Here is a 20058-nt window from a genome sequence, read left to right on the forward strand (position 1 = left end):
GGGGAGAGATAATTTGCGCGTTAGTCGTTCGTTAACAATCAAGCAGATGGCAATGGTGGCGGCCGTTGTTCTGGTGTTTGTCTTTGTTTTTTGCACCGTTTTGCTGTTCCACCTGGTACAGCAGAATCGCTATAACACGGCTACGCAACTGGAAAGCATTGCTCGTTCTGTCCGCGAACCCTTGTCCTCAGCCATCCTCAAAGGGGATATTCCCCAGGCGGAGGCCATTCTCTCCAGCATCAAACCTGCAGGCGTGGTCAGCCGCGCAGATGTGGTGCTGCCTAACCAGTTCCAGGCGCTGCGTAAAAGTTTTATTCCTGAACGCCCGGTGCCGGTAATGGTTACCCGACTGCTCGAACTACCGGTGCAAATCTCGCTGGGCGTCTACTCGTTGGAGCGCCCGGCAAACCCACAACCGATTGCCTATCTGGTGTTACAAGCGGATTCCTTCCGCATGTATAAGTTCGTGATGAGTACGCTCTCAACGTTAGTGACCATTTACTTACTTTTGTCGCTCATCCTGACAGTGGCGATTAGCTGGTGTATTAACCGACTGATATTACATCCTTTACGCAATATTGCTCGTGAGCTGAACGCCATTCCACCGCAAGAGATTATCGGTCATCAGCTGGCGCTGCCGCGTCTGCATCAGGACGATGAAATAGGCATGTTGGTGCGCAGTTATAACCTTAACCAGCAACTGTTGCAGCGCCATTATGAAGAGCAGATCGAAAACGCGATGCGCTTCCCGGTGTCGGATTTGCCAAACAAAGCCCTGCTGATGGAGATGCTGGAACAGGTGGTGACGCGTAAACAGACTACTGCGCTGATGATTATCACCTGCGAAACCCTGCGCGACACCGCCGGTGTGCTGAAAGAGGCGCAGCGGGAAATCCTGCTACTTACGCTGGTGGAAAAACTCAAGTCGGTGCTGTCGCCGCGCATGGTTCTCGCGCAGGTCAGTGGCTATGACTTCGCTGTTATCGCCAACGGTGTGCAGGAGCCGTGGCACGCTATTACGTTAGGTCAGCAAGTACTCACTATCATGAGCGAGCGCTTGCCTATTGATCGCATTCAACTGCGCCCACACTGTAACATCGGCGTGGCGATGTTCTATGGCGATATCACCGCCGAACAACTTTATGGTCGTGCTATTTCTGCGGCGTTTACCGCGCGTCATAAAGGGAAGAATCAGATTCAGTTCTATGATCCGCAGCAGATGGAAGCCGCTCAACAGCGGCTGACGGAAGAGAGCGATATCCTTAATGCGCTTGAAAATCATCAATTTGCGATTTGGCTACAACCACAAGTTGAGATGACCAGCGGCAAGTTAGTCAGCGCGGAAGTGTTATTGCGTATCCAGCAACCGGATGGGAGTTGGGACCTACCGGATGGGTTAATTGATCGTATTGAGTCTTGTGGACTGATGGTTACCGTCGGTCACTGGGTGCTGGAAGAGTCATGCCGACTGCTTGCCGCCTGGCAGGAGCGCGGCATTATGCTGCCATTATCGGTGAACATCTCAGCTCTGCAACTGATGCACCCGAATATGGTGGCGGATATGCTGGAACTGCTAACGCGCTATCGTGTTCAGCCAGGAACGCTGATTCTGGAAGTGACAGAAAGCCGACGCATTGATGACCCTCACGCGGCGGTGGCAATCCTTCGTCCGCTGCGCAACGCCGGAGTACAGGTGGCGCTGGATGATTTCGGTATGGGCTATTCAGGGTTGCGTCAGTTGCAGCATATGAAATCTCTCCCGGTGGACGTTTTGAAAATCGACAAAATGTTCATTGATGGGTTACCGGAAGATAGCAGCATGATTGCCGCGATTATCATGTTGGCGAAAAGCCTGAATCTGCAAATCATTGCTGAAGGCGTAGAGACAGAAGCACAACGTGACTGGTTGGCAAAGGCGGGCGTTGGTATTGCTCAGGGCTTCCTCTTTGCACGTCCACTTCCCATTGAAATCTTCGAAGAAAGTTACCTGGAAGAAAAATAGCTACCCCAAACTGATTACAAAACTTTAAAAAGTGCTGGTTTGTGCGAGCCAGCTCAAACTTTTTAACATTTTTGTTTCAATTATGATCCAGGTACATTTCTGTGATGTTGTCTGGGTGTTATTTTAAGGCCGCAGGTACCCCATAACCTTACAAGACCTGTGGTTTTACTAAAGGACACCCTATGAAAACCTCTCTGTTTAAAAGCCTTTACTTTCAGGTCCTGACAGCGATAGCCATTGGTATTCTCCTTGGCCATTTCTACCCTGAAATAGGCGAGCAAATGAAACCGCTTGGCGACGGGTTCGTTAAGCTCATTAAGATGATCATCGCTCCCGTCATCTTTTGTACCGTCGTCACTGGCATTGCGGGCATGGAAAGCATGAAGGCGGTCGGTCGTACCGGCGCAGTCGCACTGCTTTACTTTGAGATAGTCAGTACCATCGCGCTGATTATTGGTCTTATTATCGTTAACGTTGTACAGCCAGGTGCTGGAATGAACGTCGATCCGGCGAGTCTGGATGCGAAAGCGGTAGCCGTTTACGCCGCGCAGGCGAAAGACCAGGGCATTGTCGCCTTCATTATGGATGTCATCCCGGCGAGCGTCATTGGCGCGTTTGCCAGCGGTAACATCCTGCAGGTGCTGCTGTTTGCCGTACTGTTTGGTTTTGCGCTGCACCGTCTGGGCAGCAAAGGCCAGCTGATTTTTAACGTTATCGAAAGTTTCTCGCAGGTCATCTTCGGCATCATCAATATGATCATGCGCCTGGCACCGATTGGGGCGTTTGGGGCGATGGCATTTACCATCGGTAAATACGGCGTCGGAACACTGGTGCAGCTGGGGCAGCTCATTATCTGCTTCTACATCACCTGTATCCTGTTTGTGGTGCTGGTACTGGGTTCAATCGCTAAAGCGACCGGTTTCAGTATCTTCAAATTTATCCGCTACATTCGTGAAGAACTGCTGATTGTGTTGGGAACATCGTCTTCCGAATCGGCGCTGCCACGTATGCTCGACAAGATGGAAAAACTCGGCTGCCGGAAATCGGTGGTGGGGTTGGTCATCCCGACAGGCTACTCGTTTAACCTTGATGGCACATCGATATACCTGACGATGGCGGCGGTATTTATCGCCCAGGCTACCAACAGTCAGATGGATATCTTCCACCAAATCACGCTATTAATCGTGTTGCTGCTTTCTTCTAAAGGGGCGGCAGGGGTTACGGGCAGTGGCTTTATCGTGCTGGCGGCGACACTTTCAGCCGTAGGCCATTTACCGGTGGCGGGGCTAGCGCTGATCCTCGGTATCGATCGCTTCATGTCGGAAGCTCGTGCGCTGACTAACCTGGTCGGTAACGGTGTAGCAACCATCGTGGTCGCTAAGTGGGTTAAAGAACTGGACCACAAAAAACTGGACGATGTGCTGAATAATCGTGCGCCAGAAGGCAAAACGCACGAATTATCCTCTTAATCTCACCTCTTATGCCCGCACTCCCTTCCCCGAGTGCGGGTGTTTGCGCATAATTGCCCCCTGTGCCTGAACTTACCACCTGGGTGAGTTCAGGTTTATTTCACTTCTTCCGTGACATTTCCATGTTCTTGCGGTCTAACACGAAGTGTTTTTAACGTTATTCAGACTGACCGATAACGGGCAGTCTTTTATTACCAGGATAGTTGATCAGGGGTTCACATGCAGGGCACAAAAATTCGACTTTTAGCGGGCGGTTTGCTGGTGATGGCCACTGCTGGCTATGTGCAGGCAGATGCGCTCCAGCCTGATCCAGCATGGCAACAGGGGACGCTCTCCAACGGTTTACAGTGGCAAGTGTTGACCACGCCCCAGCGTCCCAGCGATCGTGTTGAAATTCGCCTGCTGGTTAATACTGGTTCGCTCGCCGAAAGTACCCAACAGAGCGGTTATAGTCATGCCATTCCCCGCATCGCGCTGACGCAAAGCGGTGGCCTTGAAGCGGCACAGGCACGTTCATTGTGGCAACAGGGGATCGACCCTAAGCGCCCGATGCCACCGGTGATCGTTTCTTACGACACCACGCTGTTTAATCTTAGTCTGCCAAATAACCGTAACGACTTGCTGAAAGAGGCGCTCTCTTATCTGGCAAATGCCAGTGGCAAACTGACCATTACACCAGAAACCATCAACCACGCGCTGCAAAGTCAGGACATGGTGGCAACCTGGCCTGCCGACACCAAAGAAGGCTGGTGGCGTTATCGCCTGAAGGGATCGACTTTATTAGGTCACGATCCTGCCGATCCGCTGAAACAACCCGTTGAAGCGGAAAAGATTAAAGATTTCTACCAGAAATGGTACACCCCGGATGCAATGACGCTGCTGGTGGTGGGGAACGTTGATGCGCGCTCGGTTGTAGACCAAATCAACAAAACGTTTGGCGAACTGAAAGGCAAACGTGAAACACCGGCTCCGGTGCCGACGCTTTCTCCTCTGCGTGCGGAAGCGGTGAGTATTATGACCGACGCAGTGCGTCAGGACCGGTTATCCATCATGTGGGATACGCCGTGGCAGCCGATTCGTGAATCAGCCGCACTGCTGCGCTACTGGCGTGCGGACCTGGCCCGTGAGGCGCTGTTCTGGCACGTTCAGCAAGCATTAAGCGCCAGTAACAGTAAAGACATTGGTCTTGGATTTGACTGCCGTGTGCTGTATCTGCGTGCGCAGTGTGCCATCAACATCGAGTCACCAAACGACAAGCTGAACAGCAACCTTAATCTGGTGGCGCGTGAGCTGGCGAAAGTTCGTGATAAAGGTCTGCCGGAAGAAGAGTTCAATGCTCTGGTGGCGCAAAAGAAACTGGAGTTGCAGAAATTGTTTGCCGCCTATGCGCGAGCTGATACCGATATTCTGATGGGCCAGCGGATGCGTTCGTTGCAAAATCAGGTTGTCGATATCGCGCCGGAGCAATATCAGAAACTGCGTCAGGATTTCCTCAACAGCCTGACGGTAGAAATGTTAAATCAGGATTTGCGTCAGCAACTGTCGAACGACATGGCGTTAATTCTGTTGCAGCCGAAAGGTGAGCCGGAATTTAACATGAAAGAGTTGCAGGCCGCATGGGATCAAATCATGGCCCCATCGACTGCGGCTGTGACTACATCCGTAGCCACGGATGACGTCCATCCTGAAGTTTCGGATATTCCACCCGCGCAGTAATAAATAACCCGGCAGCGTTTCTTCTACGCTGCCGGGATTAACGGTAATGAATAACGTAGTCTGAATGATATGCGTCAGCAGTTTTCGCCAGTCCGTAAGGAGAGCCTTTCTCATCCCTGTAAGGTTATTTCTTCAGATCCTTCTTAAACACTGGTTCAGGACAATCACGACCAAAATGTGCAGCCCAGTCAAAAGCTTTACCGTTTTTCACGTAGCGTTGATAAATTAATGCACCGGTTTCTGGATCAAGGTATCTGACCCAACTTGCAGCATGGCATAACACGGCGGCCCATGTCTGGGTTTTGGGGTGAAGTAAATCGGCAGATTGTCCGGCCCATTCCGCAGCCTGCCAGCGGTAATGCAAAAAGTGATTATTTTTGTCAGGTACTGCATTAGCAAAACGACGGTTTTCTTTCTCACTTATCCAGCCGCTATCATTAGTGTAGGAATAAGGTGTGGAATATGCTCCGCTGGTAATAGCATAGTCGGGATACATTTCATAGGCGACGAGTTCGATGCCATTATATCGTAATAATCTTGCCGCCTCGTATTGCGCCTGCGCGCGCTCCTGATTATTGATATTATTATTTTGGCTTTTTTCCATTAAATCTGCCAGTTGCTGCGCCATTTTACGGTAATTTGGAATATCAAAGTAGCTGACGGCTTGCTGATATTGACCATTGCGAATAAACCTTCTGGCCAGTAATGCACGTAATTTTACGTCAGTTGGAATGAGCGTTGGGGGAACGAAGTAACCGCTATATTCTCTGTCATAATCATTTTCAGATGACTGCAAATTAAAGGGTTTTAGCTGTTGGCTGGGCGGTGGTACATTTTTATCAACAAACGTTTTTAACTCCTGTAACGTTAATACACTTTCCCCCACATCAGCTAAATCTGCCCAATAAGTATCTTTGCCTTTATAAAACAGCGTCATTGCTTGCAAGTAATCATCGCGCTTCAACGCCAGAATTGCTTGCTCGCCAGCAATACGACATGATGGCATAATGATCTCATTACCGTGGTAGTAATCACTTTCTGTCATCGGGTTGCCCCACGTTTCATTTTCCGGGAAGAATTTTGCCGCACTGGCATAATAGCGGGTCGCTAAAGGAATATTACCTTCACGCAGCGCCATTTTTGCGTTTAACCATTCGCGGAGGCCGCTTTCTGGCGCATCCTCTAATAAGACTTTCGTTAACGAGTAATCACCATTACGATAAGCTAATGCGGCCAGTCGATCGCTATAAGAAAATCCTTTTATCCGATGGTTCACCAACAAGTTGATCAATTTTTCACGTTGTGTTGTGCAGAAATATTCACTGTTTTCGGTAATGCACCCATCCTGGCTATACCCTCTGTCGTGACGAATAAAAAGCTCTGCGATGACCAGTTTCTGAACTATGGGATCATCAATAATATTTTCTAAAAGGGCGAAATTTTTTTCATTTGTCAGATACAGTGCAATTCTGCGTAATGAGCTTTTACCTACGGGGGAACCTTGTGCAGCCTGTTGCGCATAATATGTGATGGCTCCATTCATATCTGCTTTATTCAGCCGGTAAAAACCTAACTGCCCCAAGCTGGCGAGAGAGAGTTGTTCGGGGTCTGGCTCACCATTGCGAACTTCTTCTATAATTTGTTGATAAAGTTTAATCCCCTTTATGGATTCCTCACTATGATACGCGCCAGTATTATAAGCTAACTCGTCATTTTCACCTGAATCGAATATTTTACGGGCCTGGGTATACATTGCCTTCAGCCGCCATTCACCTTGTTCGCTTTTGGGTAAGGCTAATAATTTATCGAACCAGGGGCTGTCATAGATGAAGTGATAAAAGTCTATGGCTCCCAGATAATAGAGTCGTTCTGCTGTAGGTAGTTTTGTCTTCAGTTTCTCTGCTATCTCTTGTAGACGTTTTTCGCGAGTGTAATGCTGATAATCGGTATCCTTTTGCGTTTCTCTGTACTGATAATAGTCCTCTAAATCGTTTGGTTCGATCTCTGGCTGCCATAAAGGTAAACGTGGATCGCGTTCGACTAAATGTCGAGCTTCATATATGAAACTGCCATTAGGCATTTCTGTTAATGTGTGTTGTCGATCATGCAAAAGTGAGTTCGGCGCATAAGGCCCGCAAGCATAAGCGTTCTCGCAAATGAGCGTGAATAACACAACGCTGGCAATCCGCGATATCTCATGGCGTAACATTAAACTCTCCTTGTAGTTTTTGATTGCAGCGCGCCCATCCCAGCGGACTGCTTTCTCCGGCGCGCAGTTGCCTGGCGCTTCCTCTCACAAAATTCAGGCTGGATGGCCCGGGTTGCACCTGATAGTGGCTGGCTCCATCAGCGAATAGACAATCTGCATTGGGCAGAATTATTTGTTTCGGCAACGGCGCATCAATTTCGCCGCTGTTTTTAATAGCCAGATCAAAAAGCTGTTCGTCTGCATGTTGAGCAATAATTAACGACCAGCGTGGGGTCAGCGGTTGATGCTGAATCACGGCTTCCAGCGTCGTCAGTGACCAGGCGCGGCGATCGCCTGCTAACGGTAGCCGAAACCATACCAGCCCCTGTAATCCACGCGGTGGTTGCTGTTCTAAATATTGAATGAAATCGGCAATGGTTTGCGGTGACACACTTAATTCACGCATCTCTTCGGCAACGTATAACGGAGCTTCACTCTCGACGCGATTATCACTGGTAAGCGCAGAACCGTAAGCGGGCAATGCGATGAAAAAAGGATGCGTGGTTTGTCTGGCATATTGCTTTACCCAACGCTGCGCCAGACTGGCATCTAACAGGCCTTTTTCGGGCGAAAGCACGTTATGTACCTGTAAAACCGAAGAGTCCGCAATGCGCAATAATCGGGCGAGATGTGGTGATTTAAGCCAGGTCGGCAGGGCGGTAACGCTAAGTTTTATATTTGCAGGAAGCGTCTGATGTAACGCACTAAGAAGTGTCATATATTCCGGCAATTTTGCTGTTGGCGCGTCATAATCAATTTCCACACCTGCCAGCGTAACCCCTGCCTTTTGCCACTCACGTAGGGTCTGTTGAATATGCTGGATAACTTGCTGGTTATTAAACCGTGTAAGCTGGCCATCGAGTCGCGCGACCAGCCAGACCGGGCGACCATCTTGCTTAATAAGTGAAGTATTAACCGTAAAGTGTCGGATGCCTTCTTGCGGGTGAAATTGCATCCCAAGTATGCGTAGCGTAGAGAAAAGTGGGCGGCTTCGTTTTAGTGCCTCGTTATGTTCTGCTGTCCAGACGCGTTGCCAGATATAGACTTGCTGATCAAAGCGAAGCGGTTGTGAAGGGGTAAATAAAATATGCAGCCCGTAGCCCAGGCCGATCAGAAGAAGTGAAGCTGCAAAAATCCTTTTGCAAGATGGCATATTGTTACGGCATTACGATTATCAACAGGCTGATAGTGTACCGCTGTAACTATTAACGGAGAACGAATATCTATCCGTTCTCCGTCAAAAACCATTATTCCGGCATTGCTTCACGCGGGATAATCGCGCCGCGATACTGAATAACGGTACTTGCAGTCAAATGCCCACGTTTCGCGGCATCTTCCGCACTACCGCCTGTCAGACGTACCGCCAGATAACCGGCGCTGAAAGAGTCGCCAGCTGCGGTGGTATCGATCACTTTTTCTTTCGGCAGTTTCACCGCCGGAACATCCACTAACCCTTCACCTGCAATGGACACCAGGCAAGAATCAGCCCCGCGTTTCACCACAACTTCATTCACGCCCGCTTTATGGGTGCGCGCAATGACGTCTTCCACCGGTTGTTGACCCCACAGCGCGTCTTCGTCGTCCAGCGTCAGGAAGGCGATATCCGTGCATTCCAGCATTTGCTGATACACCTGCTGCGTCTCTTCTTTGCTGGCCCACAGGCGCGGACGGTAGTTATTGTCGAAAATCACTTTTCCGCCATTGGCGCGGCATTCGCGCAGCAGGGAAAGCAGTTTTTCGCGGCTGGTTGGGCTTAAAATCGCCAGGCTAATCCCGCTAAGGTAGAGATAATCGAATTTCGCCAGCTCTGCGCAAATCGCCGCTGACTGCTCGCTTTCCAGCCAGAATTTGGCCGCGGCTTCGTTACGCCAGTAGTAGAACGTACGTTCGCCAGTGTCATCGGTTTCAATGTAGTAAAGGCCCGGCAGGCGGTTTTCCATCCGTTGGGTCAGGGAAGTATCAACGTTCTCGCCGTGCCAGGCGTCCAACATCTGCTGACTAAAACTGTCCGTTCCCAGCGCCGTCACGTAATGAACGGTTAATGCCGCAGGATCGACCTGACGGGCGATATAGACGGAGGTGTTCAGGGTATCGCCGCCGAAACCGCGCTTAACGTCTGCGCCTTTCTCGGAAAGCTCAATCATGCATTCGCCAATCACGGCAATCTTTTTGGACATAGTCGTGAACCTGATCTGTAAAAAAATTAGCGTTAGTTTGCGCTGTGGTGGTTTGTTGGTCAACTATATTAAAACACTGTTCCATTATTTTTTTGAGCCAGAACGTATTCCTGGACGATTTCGCCGCAGGACGGGCAAATTTAGCCGCTTAGGGCGGTAAAGTTCTGGCGTTGCGCGCCGATAACATTTGTCGAGTCCGGGCAGCATCACTTTTAAACACAGGACATCTTCGATGATAAGGCAGGTTATTCAGCGAATAAGCCATCCTGAAGCAAGTATCGAAAGCTTGCAGGAACGACGCTTTTGGTTGCAGTGTGAACGTGCTTACACCTGGCAACCGATTTACCAGACATCCGGTCGGTTGATGGCCGTAGAGCTATTAACGGTCGTTACTCATCCCGAGGATCCTTCGCAACGACTGCCGCCGGATCGTTATTTTGCTGAAATCACCATCAGACATCGTATGGATGTGGTGAAAGAACAGATTGATTTGCTGGCGCAAAAAGCCGTGTTCTTTGTTGAGCATGGGCTGCTGGCATCGGTTAATATCGATGGTCCGACACTTCTCGCCCTACGTCAGCAGCCGGAAATTTTGCGTCAGATTGACCGCCTTCCCTGGCTGCGTTTTGAACTGGTAGAACATATCCGCCTGCCAAAAGATTCAACCTTTGCCTCGATGTGCGAATTTGGTCCGCTATGGCTTGATGATTTTGGCACTGGGATGGCAAATTTCTCCGCGCTCAGTGAAGTCCGTTATGACTACATTAAAATCGCTCGCGAACTGTTTGTGATGCTGCGCCAGTCGCCGGAAGGCCGCACGCTCTTTTCGCAGCTTTTACATCTAATGAATCGCTATTGTCGCGGGGTGATTGTCGAGGGCGTGGAAACGCCGGAAGAGTGGCGCGATGTACAGAACTCGCCCGCATTCGCCGCACAAGGCTGGTTTCTTTCGCGTCCGGCACCGATAGAAACGCTGGATACGGTGGCTCTGGTGGTGTAGCCGCCTCATTTTCCGCCTGGCTGGACTATCTTTAGGACTGGCCCAGGAAGAATATGAGGAAGCGAACTATGAGCAAGGCAGGCAAAATAACCGCCGCGATTTCAGGTGCTTTCTTGTTGTTGCTCGTCGTGGCGATCATTTTGATTGCGACTTTTGACTGGAATCGACTCAAACCGACCATCAACCAGAAAGTCTCTGCGGAGCTGAATCGCCCGTTCGCTATTCGTGGCGATCTGGGCGTGGTATGGGAGCGGCAAAAACAGGAAACCGGCTGGCGCAGCTGGGTGCCGTGGCCCCATGTACACGCGGAAGACATCATTCTCGGCAACCCGCCAGACATTCCCGAAGTCACAATGGTGCATCTGCCACGGGTAGAAGCAACGCTGGCCCCTCTGGCGCTGCTGACCAAAACGGTCTGGCTACCGTGGATCAAACTGGAAAAGCCCGACGCACGCCTGATTCGCCTCTCAGAAAAGAATAACAACTGGACGTTTAATCTCGCCAGCGATGACAACAAAGACGCGAATGCAAAGCCGTCGGCGTGGTCGTTTCGGCTGGATAATATTCTGTTCGATCAAGGGCGGATCGCCATTGATGACAAAGTAAGCAAAGCGGATCTGGAAATTTTTGTCGATCCATTAGGCAAGCCGTTACCGTTCAGTGAAGTCAGCGGATCGAAAGGTAAGAACGAGAAAGAAAAGGTGGGCGATTATGTTTTTGGCCTGAAGGCGCAGGGACGTTATAACGGTGAACCGCTCACAGGCACGGGAAAAATTGGCGGCATGCTGGCGCTGCGTGGCGAAGGGACGCCGTTTCCGGTACAGGCTGATTTCCGCTCTGGTAACACCCGTGTTGCTTTTGATGGCGTCGTGAATGACCCAATGAAAATGGGCGGCGTCGATTTACGGCTTCAATTTTCCGGCGATTCGCTGGGCGATCTCTATGAACTGACGGGCGTTCTGCTGCCTGATACCCCACCGTTTGAAACCGATGGTCGGCTGGTAGCGAAAATCGACACGGAAAAATCGTCGGTCTTTGATTATCGTGGCTTTAACGGGCGTATTGGCGATAGCGATATTCACGGTTCTCTGGTCTACACCACCGGTAAGCCACGGCCAAAACTGGAAGGTGACGTCGAGTCGCGCCAATTGCGGCTGGCAGATTTAGGGCCGTTAATTGGCGTTGATTCCGGTAAAGGGGCGGAAAAGTCGAAACGGTCTGAACAGAAGAAGGGCGAAAAAAGCGTTCAGCCTGCGGGCAAAGTGCTGCCGTATGACCGCTTCGAAACCGATAAATGGGACGTCATGGATGCCGATGTTCGATTCAAAGGCCGTCGTATTGAGCATGGCAGCAGCCTGCCGATTAGCGATCTTTCTACCCATATCATCCTCAAAAACGCTGACCTACGCCTGCAACCGCTGAAATTTGGCATGGCGGGCGGCAGCATTGCGGCGAATATTCATCTGGAAGGCGATAAAAAGCCGATGCAAGGGCGGGCAGATATTCAGGCTCGTCGACTGAAACTGAAAGAACTGATGCCGGATGTGGAATTGATGCAGAAGACGCTGGGGGAAATGAACGGTGATGCGGAACTACGCGGTAGCGGTAACTCAGTGGCGGCGCTTTTGGGGAACAGTAACGGTAACCTGAAACTGTTGATGAATGATGGGCTGGTGAGCCGCAACCTGATGGAGATTGTCGGGCTGAACGTCGGTAACTACATTGTCGGTGCGATCTTCGGTGATGATGAGGTGCGGGTGAACTGCGCGGCAGCAAATCTGAATATTGCCAATGGCGTGGCGCGTCCGCAGATTTTTGCTTTTGATACTGAGAACGCGTTGATTAATGTTACCGGCACGGCAAGTTTTGCTTCGGAACAGCTGGATTTGACTATTGATCCGGAGAGTAAAGGGATTCGGATTATCACACTGCGTTCGCCGCTGTATGTGCGTGGGACGTTTAAAAATCCGCAGGCTGGGGTGAAAGCCGGGCCGCTGATTGCCCGAGGTGCCGTTGCGGCGGCACTGGCAACGCTGGTGACGCCAGCTGCGGCCTTGCTGGCGCTGATCTCGCCTTCCGAAGGGGAGGCTAATCAGTGCCGGACAATTTTGTCGCAGATGAAGAAGTGATGGAAATTGCCGGATATCTGGCATCCGGCAATTAAACAGATTTAGATTGTTGGCAAAGTGCGCTTTGTTCATGCCCGATAAGCGTAGCGCATCAGGCTTTTCACTCTTATTACAACGACTGATGTCGCGTCTCATGCGTCAGCAGCAGGGCGATTAACGTCAAGCCAGCCATTGCCGCCAGATATAACCCCACCGCACCTAACCCGTAGTTAGTTTGCAACCAGGCCGCGATATATGGCGCAACGGAAGCCCCGAGAATCGACGCTACGTTGTAAGAGAATGATGCTCCGGTGTAACGCACTTCTGTCGGGAACAGCTCTGGTAACAGCGCGCCCATCGGCCCGAAGGTCAGCCCCATCAGGCTTAACCCCAGCAGCAGGAAAGCAAAAACCAGAATAGGATTGCCAGAACCGAGCAGTGGATTAAAGGCGAACAGCGCGAACAGGATGATTAGTGTCGTGATGATCACCATGCTTTTACGCCGCCCAAAGGCATCGGCCAGCAATCCGGCTACTGGTACCATCACGCCAAAACCAATAACTGCCATCATCAGCATCCACAGCACTTCATTGCGCGGCAGGCCAAGCCCAATTGGCGCGGCGGCGGTACTGAAGGTCATTGAGTAGACGGTCATGATATAAAACAACGTGTAGGTTGCCAGCATGATAAAGGTGCCGAGTACCGTGACGCGCACGTGTTTGGTCAGCAGTGTACCCAGCGGGATCTTCACCTGCTTTTTCGCTTTAGCGACTTTTTCAAACACCGGCGACTCATGCAGCGACACGCGAACATACAGGCCGATAATGACCAGCACCGCCGAGAAGATAAACGGCACGCGCCAGCCCCAGCTCATAAACTGCTCATCGGTCAGCAGCCAGGAAAGCAGCAGAAAAGTGCCGTTAGCAAAGAAGAAGCCAATCGGTGCGCCCAGCTGTGGGAAGGAGCCGTACAGCGCACGTTTACGCGGTGGTGCGTTCTCGGTTGCCAACAGCGCTGCGCCACCCCATTCACCGCCTAATCCCAGACCTTGACCAAATCGAGCCAGTGCCAGCAGCAGCGGGGCGAAAATACCAATCGTGGCGTAGCCCGGCAGCAGACCAATCACCACTGTTGAAATCCCCATCGTTAGCAACGAGGCGACCAGCGTCGCTTTACGCCCAACGCGATCGCCGAAATGACCAAATACGGCAGAACCGATTGGGCGTGCGACGAAAGCGATGGCGAAGGTGGCGAGCGATTGTAGCGTCGCTGCCGCCGGATCGCCCTGCGGGAAGAAGATATGCGGGAACACAATAACGGCCGCAGTGGCGTAAATGTAGAAGTCGAAGAACTCAATGGCCGTGCCAATGAGGGAGGCGACAAGGACTTTATTACGTGAGTTTATCGGCTTGTATTCTTGCTCGTTGTCGAGTGTTGTGGCTGTTGCTTGCATAATCTTTTCTTATTTTTTGGCGAACGAATAGCCATATTACGCACAGCAAAAGTGATATTTCAATGTGTAACAAATCGCGGAAAAGGTTAAAAACCAGGCAAAAAGCGGATAATGTTTAGACTAGTGATTTTTCTTCTATGAAATGCTTCACACAATTTCATAAATGGTGGATAAAACTGGTTTCAGGTTAAATAAAAGTTACCAACTGGATTTATATGCTGGGTTTATGAGTTGATGTGAAATTGTTGGCTCCCGAAGAGATGGCTGAAGAGGTCCAGGGGAAGAGTTTCAGGTGGTTATGTGCGCATTATAGCCGGATGCGATGCTGGTGCATCTTATCCGGCCTACGGCGAGCCAGGTTGAATAAATTCGTAGGCCGAATAAGGCGTTTACGCCGCATCCGACCTATTTTAATGCTGCGTTTTCCCCGGCATTCGCGGGTCGTCTTTGTATTCGGCGGTGGCAATCCACGCCGCGCAAAACAACGTCAGACGGGCAAAGAAGTAAAAAAACGCCATCAGCCCCAGCACGGAACCAAATGCCGCGCCAGACGGGGATTTCATCAACGACGGCAGGGTATACGTCATCACGATTTTAATGACTTCAAAACCAATAGCCGCGATGAATGTTCCACGAATCAGCGCCTTTTTACGCGGGCGATGACGCGGAAGACGCCAGAAGATCCAGAAGAAAAGCAGATAGTTAGCGAAGATAGAAATCGCCATGCCAATCAACCGCCACGTCGGTTTCAGCCACTCAATACTGTTAAGGTGCAGGGCGCTAATAATCATTTGCTGCGCCGAACCGGCAACCGAGGTTATTGAAAGCGTGACAATCAGCGCAATCAATAAACCAATTAGCGAAATAAAATCACGCAGATACTTAACCCAAAACTTCTCCTGATCTTGCGGTGAACGTTCCCAAACATCACGCGATTGAGCGCGAATTGCTTCACGCAAATTTCCCATCCAGTTGATCCCGGAATAAAGCGCCACCGCCAGGCCGACAAGCCCTACGGTCGTTCGCTGCTGAACGGCGGTGTTGATGGTATTTTTCAATGTGGCCGCCAGCGTCGGATCGCTGATGTTTTGCAGAATTTTGTCGAAGATATCCTGCAGCAGCATCGGGTGGGAGGCCAGCACAAAGCCCCCTGCGGCAAACGACACCATCAAAATCGGGATCATCGATAAAAACGAGAAATAAGTGATTGCCGCGCCAAACTGGTTACCCAGCCGATCATTGAAGCGTTCTGTTGCGCGTATCAGGTGCGCGATGATTGGTTGACGTTGGACTTTCCCGGCTGTGGTGGTAACGGTTTCCAACGCCTGACTGACTTTGCTGCCTTTATCGCTATTATCCAGATGTTTAATTTGCTCGTGCTCCAGATCCTGGGTGGGACGTTTGATCTCGTTTTCCTGCGTCATCCGCTCTTTAGTCCTTCTGTCGTTGTCTGTCTTAAAAAGTATAGTCGGTCAGTCCAGGTGCTCTTTTATTACGCCAGCCAGCCACTGCATAAACAGATTTACACGGCGGGAAAGCTCCCGACGCTGGGGATAAACCAGAGAAATGGATAGCGGCTCGGCGCGGTAGTTGGGCAACACTTCAATAAGCCGCCCGGCGCGTAGGGCTTCGCGTACGGCGACGCGGGGGATTTGAATGATACCCAGACCCGCCAGGCCGGCGGCGAGATAGGTTTCGCTACTGTTTACCGTCAACATGCCGCCGGGCTTAAACCACTGGACGCCATTACTGGTGGCAACCTCAAAACCTAATGGATGCGCGCCCAAATGCGGCGTGTAATGCACCACTGCGTGCGAAGTCAGATCGTCCACACTTTGCGGATAACCAAAACGCGTCAGATAGTGCGGGCTGGCACAGTTGACCATTGTCAGGCTGCCGAGGGGGCGGGTAATAATACCCTCGTCGGGCAACGAGCCCGTGCGCATCACGCAATCATAGCCATCACGAAGAATATCAATCGCCCGGTCACTGCTACTTAATTCCAGTTCAATCCCTGGGTACTGATGAAGAAATTCTGGCAGGCGCGGCAGCAACAGGTTTTTCGCAATTCCGAGCGGGATATCGACGCGTAATTTGCCGCTGATGCTGGTGGTATCCTGCTGAAACAGGCCGTCCAGTTCGTTGAGATTACTCAACACATCTTTCGCTCGTTGGTAATAGGTCATGCCGTCGGGGGTAAGTTTGACCCGCCGCGTAGTGCGATGCAGCAACTGGGTGCCAAGCTGATGTTCCAGTGCCTGTATCTGGCGCGAAACACTTCCCTTTGGCAAAGCAAAGAAATCCGCTGCACGGGAAAAACTTTCCAGCTCTGCGACCTTAATGAACAACTGCATTGCGTGAATTTTATCCATTTCTTTGACCGATTGTTGTTCACAGCGAAACAGTAACGCGCATAGCGCATTATTTATTGTTTTTTCTAGCATCTAATGCAAGGTTTCACAATGTAGTAATGATTAATACCGGTGTTTTTTAGAAGGAAATGGCTGATAAGCTTCACTGGAAAGGAAAAATAACGCTTGAAGGACTGTCTTTTCAGCAATTTCCTGCAAAATAGTAAATGCAGTATTGGCTTTTCGTGCGCAATTTAATCGTTTTGCGGTCAGGTATTTAGTCAGCTCTCGCGAAAATCACGGTTTATTTGAATGCCTGTCAGATGAAGATATAAGGATTTCCTCAAAAATGTTTTAAATAATGCCCTCGACATGTAATTTCAGGCTGTCAGCTGTAACTATTTATATCGGTAACTATTTTCCACATTGCATATCTGTAGAATGGCCACCGCCAAATGGCGAATTCTTATTTTGCCTCTCGGGTAATACCCTTCCCCTACTTAAGAGTTTTAACGTATCCAGGTGGAGATTCAGTAATGCATATAATCATGTTTGACAGGCAGTCAATATTTATTCACGGAATGAAAATCAGCTTACAGCAGCGTATTCCAGGAGTGAGTATTCAGGGCGTCGATCAGGCAGATGAACTGTGGCAAAAACTGGAAAGCTCCCCTGAAGCCTTGGTCATGCTTGATGGCGATCAGGATGGTGAGTTTTGCTACTGGTTACTGCAAAAAACCGTAGTGCAATTTCCTGATGTTAAAGTGTTGATAACGGCGACAGATTGCAGCAAACGATGGTTACAGGAAGTTATCCATTTTAACGTGATGGCAATTGTACCGCGTGATTCAGCCGTCGAGACGTTTGCATTGGCGGTAAATAGCGCGGCAATGGGAATGATGTTTCTGCCCGGAGACTGGCGAACGACACCGGAAAAAGACACAAAAGACCTCAAATCGCTAAGCGCCCGCCAACGGGAAATTTTAACTATGCTGGCGGCAGGTGAATCAAATAAAGAGATCGGCAGGGCGTTAAATATCAGTACCGGAACGGTTAAAGCGCATCTGGAATCGCTTTATCGCCGTCTGGAAGTGAAAAACCGCACTCAGGCGGCGATGATGTTAAATATCGCCTCCTGAAGAGGATAGTTTTATAGCCAGCAGGTTGTTAGTGGCTGGCTGTTAAAATATTACGGTTCGCCGTACAAACCTATCAGGCGCCGTACCACACCGTTGGTCCAGCCAAATCCATCCTGCAACGGATATTCGCCCCCGCCGCCCTCACGGGGAATGCCATCGGCAATATGGTATTTCTCGATCAGTTTGTGGTGTTCCAGGTAAAACTGGTTCACTGTCTTCAGCCAGCTACGCGCGATTTCATCACCCAGATAGTCATCGCCGTACATTTTAAATCCCTGAATCGCCATCCACTGCAATGGCGCCCAGCCGTTGGGTTTATCCCACTGTTCTCCGGTTTCGTACTCGCTCGCCAGAATCCCACCCGGCGTTAGTAAACGGCTACGTACGGCGTTTGCCAGGCGGTCTGCCTGTTCGTGATTCGCCATGCCCACGTATAACGGCACAATAGCGGCAGCGGAAAAGAGGGCTAACTGCTCGCGCCGCCAGTCGTAATCGCGGTAGATGCCGTTTTCATCATCCCAGAGATAACGGTTAACTGCATCGCGGCGGGCGCTGGCTTTCTGGCGGAACAGCGTTTCTGTCTCTTTCTCACCTTTCAGCGCCGAGATGTTGGCAATGGCGCTCTCCAGTTTAAACAGGAAAGCATTAAGGTCGATGGGGATGAATTGGGTAGTGCGAATGCTTGCCAGACGGCCCGCGTCACGTAGCCAGCGTGATGAGTAATCCCAGCCAGAAGCGGCACCTGCGCGTAAATCGCGATACACCTCGTTAGGCGGGCGACCGGAGTGTTTCGCGGTTTCCACATCTTCCAGCCAGGATTCATCGCGCGGCGTGTCGCGGTCATCCCAATAACGGTTGAGCAGGGCGCCGTCCGGCATCCGCACCACATGGCGATAGGCCTGATTCGGAATCAGTGATTCTGCGCCGTCCATCCAGAAGGCATATTCCATTTTTAGATGATCAAGGTAGCGGCGTGCACCGCGCACACCATCTTCTTCAAATAGCTCCACCATCAACGCAAAAACCGGTGGCTGCGAGCGGCTCAAATAATAGGTGCGGTTGCCGTTGGGGATGTGGCCATAGTTTTCTATCATCCAGGCGAAGTTGTCGGCCATGCATTTCAGTAAATCCTCACGCCCGCTCTCTGCCAGCCCCAGCATGGTGAAATAGGAATCCCAGTAGTAGGTTTCGCTAAAACGGCCCCCCGGGACAATGTACGATTGCGGTAGCGCCAGCAGGGAAGACCAGGGAATATGATCCTGGGGTTCGCGGGTTAACACCGGCCATAGTTGGTCGATATGCTCTTTCAGTGAGTTTTGCGGGTCCGATACATACTCGCTGGAGTAGACTTCCGGCTGCCAGAAGTGTTTTTCAACAAACTGGCGTAAGTCGAAATCGCGATGACGGCGCACTTTACGATAGCGGATTAAGATATCCAGCGGGTCCATTTTGGGGGCGCAGTCAGGGAAGGTTTTGCTGTCAGGGAAAATTTTCGCCGACTGGACATGTTCGAACAGTTCGAGATAACGATCGGCAGGGGTCAGCGCATCAGAGGCGGGTAGCCCCTCAATCATCTCGGGTTCTGGCTCTGCCTCCATCATCTCATCCAGTTTTAATTCATACGGATCCAGCTCATAGCAGAGATCGACTTCGATCATCCGTTCATCTGGATTAAGGTTTTGAATTTTCTGATTGAGCATAAGGATCCGACCTCCGAAATTCGTCTCTAATTATCGGGCTTTCCTTTAAGAGTAGTCATTCGCTACGGTCGATGGGGGATGAAGTGTGCGGAAGATCACGTTTATTAATGTGTCAAAAAATATAACCCATTAATATACAAAGAAAATGAGTGATAAACGTTTTTTTGCAAAATTTCATTTTCGGAACATTCACGCTACTCCATGATAAAAGCAGGTGTATCGCTGTTATTACAAATAAGAGTAGCGGTAATCAGTGTAAGAATGCAGAAGGAAGTAAACTCTTTTTGGTTATTAAAATAAATAACAGGAATTCCTTAAATATATATTTAAAATTAATCTGGTGTTTTCTGGTGTAAATATTATTGGTGTTAGTTTGTTATATGGATAAATCAATTTCATGCTTAGGATTTTGTTATTTAAATTATACCTGTAACCCCTTGCGTCCATTCCAGATAAATCCTACTTTTTTATTGCCTTCAAATAAATTTAAGGAGTTCGAAATGGACCAGAAGCTGTTAACGGATTTCCGCTCAGAACTACTCGACTCGCGTTTTGGCGCGAAGGCAATTTCTACTATCGCGGAATCAAAACGTTTTCCGCTGCATGAAATGCGTGATGATGTCGCATTTCAAATTATCAATGATGAATTATTTCTCGACGGTAACGCTCGTCAGAATCTGGCAACTTTTTGCCAG

The 20058-nt window shown here is 50.2% G+C and carries 13 protein-coding genes and 1 pseudogene; 7 read left to right on the forward strand and 7 right to left on the reverse strand.

Annotated features, from left to right (window positions below; all coding sequences use genetic code 11):
• Positions 1–13 precede the first annotated feature (13 nt).
• From hmsP to D9734_RS20515, 3 genes are all read left to right on the forward strand, one after another.
• Positions 14–2002, forward strand: coding sequence for a biofilm formation regulator HmsP (hmsP, locus tag D9734_RS20505; protein WP_130210114.1), 1989 nt, complete (start codon positions 14–16; stop codon positions 2000–2002).
• Positions 2003–2184: 182 nt separating this feature from the next.
• The gene (gene dctA / locus D9734_RS20510) at positions 2185–3471 is read left to right on the forward strand and encodes a C4-dicarboxylate transporter DctC (protein ID WP_130210116.1); all 1287 of its coding nucleotides are present in this window, start codon (positions 2185–2187) and stop codon (positions 3469–3471) included.
• Between the two features lie 219 nt (positions 3472–3690).
• Complete coding sequence (locus D9734_RS20515) at positions 3691–5187, forward strand: pitrilysin family protein (RefSeq protein ID WP_130210118.1); 1497 nt, start codon at positions 3691–3693, stop codon at positions 5185–5187.
• Between the two features lie 124 nt (positions 5188–5311).
• Here D9734_RS20515 and D9734_RS20520 read toward each other — a convergent pair whose 3' ends face one another.
• From D9734_RS20520 to kdgK, 3 genes are all read right to left on the reverse strand, one after another.
• On the reverse strand, positions 5312–7396 hold the full coding sequence (locus tag D9734_RS20520; protein ID WP_130210120.1) for a hypothetical protein: 2085 nt from the start codon (positions 7394–7396) through the stop codon (positions 5312–5314).
• A complete protein-coding gene (locus D9734_RS20525; RefSeq protein ID WP_130210122.1) occupies positions 7383–8588 on the reverse strand; it encodes a DUF3142 domain-containing protein in 1206 nt (401 codons plus the stop codon). Before D9734_RS20525 ends, D9734_RS20520 begins: the two co-directional genes overlap by 14 nt.
• A 94-nt stretch (positions 8589–8682) precedes the next feature.
• Positions 8683–9612: a 2-dehydro-3-deoxygluconokinase gene (gene kdgK, locus D9734_RS20530; RefSeq protein ID WP_130210124.1), complete on the reverse strand. Its 930-nt coding sequence runs from the start codon at positions 9610–9612 to the stop codon at positions 8683–8685.
• 232 nt (positions 9613–9844) lie between these two features.
• On the opposite strand from kdgK, the gene pdeH reads away from it, so the two are divergent.
• Positions 9845–10612 carry a cyclic-guanylate-specific phosphodiesterase gene (pdeH, locus tag D9734_RS20535; RefSeq protein ID WP_130210126.1) on the forward strand — a complete coding sequence of 256 codons (768 nt, stop codon included), beginning with the start codon at positions 9845–9847 and terminating at the stop codon, positions 10610–10612.
• Positions 10613–10680: 68 nt separating this feature from the next.
• Entirely contained in the window at positions 10681–12741 is a 2061-nt protein-coding gene (locus D9734_RS20540; RefSeq protein WP_130210128.1) for an AsmA family protein, read from the forward strand.
• 109 nt (positions 12742–12850) lie between these two features.
• On the opposite strand, the gene D9734_RS20545 is transcribed toward D9734_RS20540, so the two are convergent.
• The 3 genes from D9734_RS20545 to D9734_RS20555 form a co-directional block, all read right to left on the reverse strand.
• Positions 12851–14173 carry an MFS transporter gene (locus D9734_RS20545; RefSeq protein WP_130210130.1) on the reverse strand — a complete coding sequence of 441 codons (1323 nt, stop codon included), beginning with the start codon at positions 14171–14173 and terminating at the stop codon, positions 12851–12853.
• A gap of 410 nt (positions 14174–14583) precedes the next feature.
• Complete coding sequence (gene yhjD / locus D9734_RS20550; protein ID WP_130210132.1) at positions 14584–15597, reverse strand: inner membrane protein YhjD; 1014 nt, start codon at positions 15595–15597, stop codon at positions 14584–14586.
• Positions 15598–15645: 48 nt separating this feature from the next.
• Positions 15646–16545 (reverse strand): LysR family transcriptional regulator, encoded by a 900-nt coding sequence (locus D9734_RS20555; RefSeq protein WP_205712826.1) that lies wholly within the window; start codon positions 16543–16545, stop codon positions 15646–15648.
• 515 nt (positions 16546–17060) lie between these two features.
• On the opposite strand from D9734_RS20555, the gene D9734_RS20560 reads away from it, so the two are divergent.
• Positions 17061–17663 carry a response regulator transcription factor gene (locus tag D9734_RS20560; RefSeq protein ID WP_064527789.1) on the forward strand — a complete coding sequence of 201 codons (603 nt, stop codon included), beginning with the start codon at positions 17061–17063 and terminating at the stop codon, positions 17661–17663.
• 50 nt (positions 17664–17713) lie between these two features.
• Here the strand turns inward: D9734_RS20560 and D9734_RS20565 are convergent, their stop codons facing one another.
• Positions 17714–19363 carry an alpha,alpha-trehalase gene (locus tag D9734_RS20565; protein WP_130210136.1) on the reverse strand — a complete coding sequence of 550 codons (1650 nt, stop codon included), beginning with the start codon at positions 19361–19363 and terminating at the stop codon, positions 17714–17716.
• Between the two features lie 500 nt (positions 19364–19863).
• Between D9734_RS20565 and D9734_RS20570 the strand changes: the two are divergent.
• A pseudogene (locus D9734_RS20570) lies at positions 19864–20058 on the forward strand (glutamate decarboxylase); the annotation flags it as partial.

Origin of the sequence: Escherichia sp. E14S1 (genome assembly GCF_004211995.1) — a bacterium.
GTDB lineage: Bacteria > Pseudomonadota > Gammaproteobacteria > Enterobacterales > Enterobacteriaceae > Escherichia.

Coding starts and splice junctions, on each gene's coding strand:
- dctA (WP_130210116.1), top strand. CDS start 2,185: ATGAAAACCTCTCTGTTTAAAAGCCTTTACTTTCAGGTCCTGACAGCG.
- D9734_RS20515 (WP_130210118.1), top strand. CDS start 3,691: ATGCAGGGCACAAAAATTCGACTTTTAGCGGGCGGTTTGCTGGTGATG.
- D9734_RS20520 (WP_130210120.1), bottom strand. CDS start 7,396: ATGTTACGCCATGAGATATCGCGGATTGCCAGCGTTGTGTTATTCACG.
- D9734_RS20525 (WP_130210122.1), bottom strand. CDS start 8,588: ATGCCATCTTGCAAAAGGATTTTTGCAGCTTCACTTCTTCTGATCGGC.
- kdgK (WP_130210124.1), bottom strand. CDS start 9,612: ATGTCCAAAAAGATTGCCGTGATTGGCGAATGCATGATTGAGCTTTCC.
- pdeH (WP_130210126.1), top strand. CDS start 9,845: ATGATAAGGCAGGTTATTCAGCGAATAAGCCATCCTGAAGCAAGTATC.
- D9734_RS20540 (WP_130210128.1), top strand. CDS start 10,681: ATGAGCAAGGCAGGCAAAATAACCGCCGCGATTTCAGGTGCTTTCTTG.
- D9734_RS20545 (WP_130210130.1), bottom strand. CDS start 14,173: ATGCAAGCAACAGCCACAACACTCGACAACGAGCAAGAATACAAGCCG.
- yhjD (WP_130210132.1), bottom strand. CDS start 15,597: ATGACGCAGGAAAACGAGATCAAACGTCCCACCCAGGATCTGGAGCAC.
- D9734_RS20555 (WP_205712826.1), bottom strand. CDS start 16,545: ATGGATAAAATTCACGCAATGCAGTTGTTCATTAAGGTCGCAGAGCTG.
- D9734_RS20560 (WP_064527789.1), top strand. CDS start 17,061: ATGCATATAATCATGTTTGACAGGCAGTCAATATTTATTCACGGAATG.
- D9734_RS20565 (WP_130210136.1), bottom strand. CDS start 19,363: ATGCTCAATCAGAAAATTCAAAACCTTAATCCAGATGAACGGATGATC.